This window comes from Azotobacter bryophylli (assembly GCF_042643485.1).
GTDB lineage: Bacteria > Pseudomonadota > Gammaproteobacteria > Pseudomonadales > Pseudomonadaceae > Azotobacter > Azotobacter bryophylli.
Genome location: NZ_JBHRSJ010000010.1, coordinates 111,452 through 115,928, shown reverse-complemented (window position 1 = coordinate 115,928; position 4,477 = coordinate 111,452). Strand labels below are relative to the sequence as shown.

The window sequence follows — 4,477 nt, the reverse complement described above, 5'->3', positions numbered from 1 at the left end:
AGCTTCTGGGAACGGGCCTTGGCGGTCAGCGCGCGCCAGGCCGGCAGGGCGCGCTCGGCGGCCTCGATGGCACGGCGGGTCTCGGCCGCGCCCAGCTTCGGCACACTGCCGAGGACTTCGCCAGTGGCCGGGTTGTTCACGTCCAGGGTCCGGCCGCCGTCGGCGTCCTGCCAGCTACCGTCGATATAGGCCTGCTGGCGCAGCAGGCGGGGGTCTTGCAGAAGCATCGCGAACTCCTGGCATACGAAAGGGGGGGAATTTCATAAAACTTATGAAACCATATCTTAAAGTATTTGCGTCTGCCAAGACCCCAGCATCGTTGCCGGCAGGCGTGGCGTCAGGAGGAACGGGCGGTATCGGCGCTTCCGCGCTCAAGCAAAAGGCTTGCCCGCCATCGGCGCGTCGCAGTCGTCACGGGAGCCGTCGGAACGGCTCCGGCCTGCGTCCTGTCTGGGCTGGACACGGCGTCACGGACGCAGCCGGAAATACTTGGTAAGCATTTGTTTTTAGAGGTATTGGTGCCAATCTCTGCTAGAGTTACCCGCCACTCCGCCGCCGTCGGGGCTTCTGCCCGGCGCTCACCCAACCCTGCAGTATCCGAGGCCGTCGCTCCCATGAGTTCGCCCAACCACGCCCCCACTTCCGGCTTCATGCGGCTGCGCCAGGAGGGGCGCACCGAAGAAGTGGTCCGCCGGATGATCGAGGTGATCGACCTGGGGCTGTTCGCCGAGGGCGAGCAGCTGCCCAGCGAGAGCGAGCTGGCCCTGCAGTTCGGCGTCGCCACCGTGACCCTGCGCGAGGCGCTGGCGGTGCTGCGTCAGCGCGGACTGATCGCCACCCGCCGCGGGCGCAACGGCGGAAGCTTCGTCTGCGCCCCGATCGAGGTGCCGCAGGCGCTGCTGCTGGAGCGTCTGGAGCGGATGAGCACCATGGAGCTGCGCGACCTCGGCGACGAGCAGCTGGCGATCTCCGGCACGGCGGCGCGTCTGGCCGCCCGGCGCTCCACGGCCGAGCATCATGCGCGGCTGCTGCACCATGTCGAGGCGCTGGGCGTCGCCAATACCCGTCAGCAGCGGCGCCGCGCCGACGCGCATTTCCATATCGAGATCGCCGTGGCGGCACAGTCGGTCCGCCTGACCAACGCGGAAATGCGCCTGCAGGCCGAGATCGGCGAACTGCTGTGGATCGAATCGGGAACGGCGCCGGATGTCGCGGCGATCCAGCAGGAGCACCGCAGCATCCTCGATGCACTGGTCGCCGGCGACGCCAATCTGGCCGGGGCGCTGGCCGAGGCGCACGTGACCCGCGGGGTGAAGCGGCTGATCAATCTGCGCCTGGAGCTGCTGGCGGCGGAAGGCGGAAGCGACTGAGTGGAGCGCTTCTTGCATCCGGCTCCATGACCGGCATCGACCGCCGGGTCTTCTCCTTAAAGGTGCGCGAGGTGAATGTCGTGTCAGCTCCCATGGGTCCCGATTCGCCGCAAGGATGCAGCCAGATCATCAAGGTCTCGATCGAGGCCATCTTCGCTCGTCTGCAGTCGCTGGCCGATGAGGTCCGCCGCTTCTGGGAGGCCCGCGAGGAGGCCCAATGCCGGCCGGTCTCGCGCGATCTCGCGCAGCTGCGCCCGAGGATCGACGCACTGCTGCTGCAGACCGAGTCCTGCGTGGGCGCCGGCGTGGTGTTGCAGCCGGGTACCCTGGCCGATCGGCAGCTGTACATGGAGTGGCGGCGCCAGGTCGGCGAGGGGAAACTCCTGTCGCTGTCCCTCAACCTCGACGAGAGCAGCGCCAACTGCTTCCACTATCAGGATAAGCCCTGGTTCCGCGTGCCCCGCGATCATGGCACCTGCACCGTGGCCGGTCCCTACGTGGATCTGTACTGCACGGGGGTGTATGCGCTGACCTTCAGCCTGCCGATCGTCGCCAACGGCCGCTTCATCGGCGTCGCCGGGGTCGATCTGCCGATGCGCGATTTCGAGCGCCAACTGGCCCGCCACCTGATGCGCCTGCCGCAGGAAGCGCTGCTGGTTTCGGCGGAAGGACGGGTGGTCGCCTCCAATACCGCCGACTGGACCGTGGGCGATCTGGTCGGCCGCCTGCCGGCCGATCCCGGCTGCACCGTCCTGTCCTTGGGCGAGCAGGCGGCGAACTGGTCCCTGATCTGCCTGCCGGAGTCCGGCAGTCTGGCTGCCTGAGGCGGGTTCCGACTCGCCGTCACCGGCGGCAGTTGCGTTCCGACCCATGAAACAGGGGCCGATCCATTCACCACCGGCCTGGTCTGGCGAATGGATCGGCCCCCGTGCAGCGGTTTCGGACCTGTCCGTTACCCCGTTTCCCTCTCTTCCCCCGATTCCTTCCCCACTCGTCTCAGGGCCAGGGATAGCCCGCGACGGGAATGCCCTCGGCCTTCAGGCGCCGGGCGATGTCGCGGCGCAGACCGACCAGGTCCGCCACCGGCTCGGCGCGCAGGCGCGCCACTTCCGCCTCGCTGAAGTGGCGGATCTCGGCGCCGGGCTTGCGCCAGCGCTCGCCCACGTAGTTCATCACCTGGGCGATTTCCCGGTCGTTGAGGCCGTTGGATACCACGCCGGGGACGTGCATCAGGTACAGGCGACCCTGCGGATCGGCAAAGAAGGCATCGACCAGGCCGGGAAAAGGCGGGATGCCCGCCTTTTCCGCGCCGGTGCCGTCCATGCCGTGACAGCCCGCGCAACGCAGCACGTAGTTGACTTCTGGGCTGCGTTCGCCGGCCAGTGCGGACTGGGCGCCGGCGAGAAGCAGCAGGGCAAGCAGCATGACGGTACGCATTTCGGATCAGACCCCCTTGCGCAGGGCGCGCAACTGTTGATGGGAAAGCGGCGCCTGGCGCGCGGCCTCGATCTGGGCGCGTTCCACGCGCTGCTTCGCGCCGTTGAGGTCGTGCAACAGGTAGCCGGCCACCTGTTCCAGGTCCGCGGCCGGGATCTGCGTCTGCGGCGGCATGACCAGACCGCGGTAGGTCTGGCCGTCGACTTCCAGGCTGCCGCTCAGGCCGCCGGCCCAGACCCCGGTCAGGTAGGTCGGCGCCTGCTCGCCGAGGCGCTGCCAGAGCGTCGGATTGCGCAGCGGCGGGGCCACGCCGTCGATGCCGGCGCCTTCCGCGCCGTGGCAGCTGGAGCAGTGCTGGTTGAACAGTTGCTTGCCGTCCGCCAGCGCCTGGCCGGAGGCCAGCAGCAGCGCCAGGGCGCCGCCCAGGACTCTGAACTTATTCATCGGCCAACCCCACCACCATGGCCACGGTGCAGTGATAGCCCTTGTTGTCGTTGGCCATGCACCAGTTGATGTCGTTGTGCAGGCCCATGCGATAGCCGGGACGCTCACCCTTGTTGGTGAAGCAGAAGGTCGAGCTCTGCACGGTCGCCTTGCCGCAGCAGTCGTTGTAGGAGACCAGGTAGTCCTTGCCGTCGTTGGGATTGCGGCAGGTGCCGATCCAGGAAACCTTCGAGGCTTCCGATCCCGGCGGGCAGGAAGTGGTGGTGCCGCCGGAGGTATTGCACAGCTGGCCGTCGAGGGCGCAGTAGCGCCAGTAATCGCAGGAGGTCTCGTCGGCCTCCTTGTCGGCGGCGTGGGCCAGGCCGCCCAGGGAACGGTCGAAGGGCAGCAGCGGCATCAGCGCTGTGCCGGCCAGGATGACCCCGGTCTTGGCCAGCAGGCTGCGCCGGCTGACGTGCTGGGCGGCTTTGCGGGTGCCCGCTTCGGCCGCCTTGTCGAGGACTCCGAATAGCCTATCCAGAAGGTTTGACATGCTTTGCTCCAAATGTGGCGATGGTTACTGATGGGCAACGGTGCCGACGTAGTCCTGGATCGAGGCGTATCCGGACTCCATGGCGTTGAACAGGCTTTCCAGCTGCTCCCGGGTGTTGACCAGGCCCTTGGCGCGCACCACGCCCTCGCCGTCGATCAGCACGGCGAACGGCAGGCGGGCGACGCGGTAGGTCACGCCGAGTTGCTCGGAGAGCAGATAGGGGAACTGGGCGAGGTCGGCGCTCTCGATGAAGCTCCGGTGCTTGGCCTCGTCGCCGTCGCTGGCCAGGATCACCTTGAGCCAGCGGTCTTCGCTGCTGCTGATCGACTTGAGCACCGGCAGCAGCTTCTTGCAGATCGGGCAGGTCGGCGAGAGGAAGAAGATCAGGCTGCTCTTCTCGGACGGGGCGCCGATCCGCACGCTGCCACCGGTCAGGCTGGGCAGGTCGAAGGCCGGGGTGGTCTCGCCGATCTTCGGCCCGCTGTCGTTGACCATCGCCCCGATCGGGGTGATGCGCTCGAAGAGGATGCCGATCTGGCGGGCCAGGGCGAACACCACGATGATCAGGCCCAGCACCAGCACGCTGAGCACGGCGACGACGAAAATGAGTATGGACATGGCGATTCTCTTCAGTGTTTGGCTTGGTTGGCGCCGTTCAGCAGGAGCCGGCGGTTGCCGTTGGCGATGACCTGCT

7 protein-coding genes are annotated in these 4,477 nt (G+C 67.4%); 2 read left to right on the top strand and 5 right to left on the bottom strand.

The genetic code is table 11. The features are described 5' to 3' along the window. Nucleotides 1-227, bottom strand: a 227-nt coding sequence (locus ACFOJE_RS05820; protein WP_377813350.1) for an aldehyde dehydrogenase family protein, incomplete at its 3' end; no start/stop codon positions are given. Nucleotides 228-614: 387 nt separating this feature from the next. On the opposite strand from ACFOJE_RS05820, the gene ACFOJE_RS05815 reads away from it, so the two are divergent. After that, nucleotides 615-1,370: a FadR/GntR family transcriptional regulator gene (locus tag ACFOJE_RS05815; RefSeq protein ID WP_377813349.1), complete on the top strand. Its 756-nt coding sequence runs from the start codon at nt 615-617 to the stop codon at nt 1,368-1,370. A gap of 80 nt (nt 1,371-1,450) precedes the next feature. Further along, nucleotides 1,451-2,194, top strand: a complete 744-nt coding sequence (locus tag ACFOJE_RS05810) for a cache domain-containing protein (RefSeq protein ID WP_377813348.1) — start codon at nt 1,451-1,453, stop codon at nt 2,192-2,194. Nucleotides 2,195-2,366: 172 nt separating this feature from the next. On the opposite strand, the gene ACFOJE_RS05805 is transcribed toward ACFOJE_RS05810, so the two are convergent. From ACFOJE_RS05805 to mauD, 4 genes are read right to left on the bottom strand one after another with little or no spacing between them, the layout of a single operon-like run. After that, a complete protein-coding gene (locus ACFOJE_RS05805; protein WP_377813347.1) occupies nt 2,367-2,807 on the bottom strand; it encodes a c-type cytochrome in 441 nt (146 codons plus the stop codon). Nucleotides 2,808-2,813: 6 nt separating this feature from the next. Then, nucleotides 2,814-3,251, bottom strand: coding sequence for a c-type cytochrome (locus ACFOJE_RS05800; protein WP_377813346.1), 438 nt, complete (start codon nt 3,249-3,251; stop codon nt 2,814-2,816). Next, nucleotides 3,244-3,783, bottom strand: coding sequence for a methylamine dehydrogenase light chain (locus tag ACFOJE_RS05795; RefSeq protein WP_377813344.1), 540 nt, complete (start codon nt 3,781-3,783; stop codon nt 3,244-3,246). Before ACFOJE_RS05795 ends, ACFOJE_RS05800 begins: the two co-directional genes overlap by 8 nt. Nucleotides 3,784-3,807: 24 nt before the next feature. Next, nucleotides 3,808-4,401: a methylamine dehydrogenase accessory protein MauD gene (gene mauD / locus ACFOJE_RS05790; RefSeq protein WP_377813343.1), complete on the bottom strand. Its 594-nt coding sequence runs from the start codon at nt 4,399-4,401 to the stop codon at nt 3,808-3,810. Nucleotides 4,402-4,477: the final 76 nt, after the last annotated feature.

Coding starts and splice junctions, on each gene's coding strand:
- ACFOJE_RS05815 (WP_377813349.1), top strand. CDS start 615: ATGAGTTCGCCCAACCACGCCCCCACTTCCGGCTTCATGCGGCTGCGC.
- ACFOJE_RS05805 (WP_377813347.1), bottom strand. CDS start 2,807: ATGCGTACCGTCATGCTGCTTGCCCTGCTGCTTCTCGCCGGCGCCCAG.
- ACFOJE_RS05800 (WP_377813346.1), bottom strand. CDS start 3,251: ATGAATAAGTTCAGAGTCCTGGGCGGCGCCCTGGCGCTGCTGCTGGCC.
- ACFOJE_RS05795 (WP_377813344.1), bottom strand. CDS start 3,783: ATGTCAAACCTTCTGGATAGGCTATTCGGAGTCCTCGACAAGGCGGCC.
- mauD (WP_377813343.1), bottom strand. CDS start 4,401: ATGTCCATACTCATTTTCGTCGTCGCCGTGCTCAGCGTGCTGGTGCTG.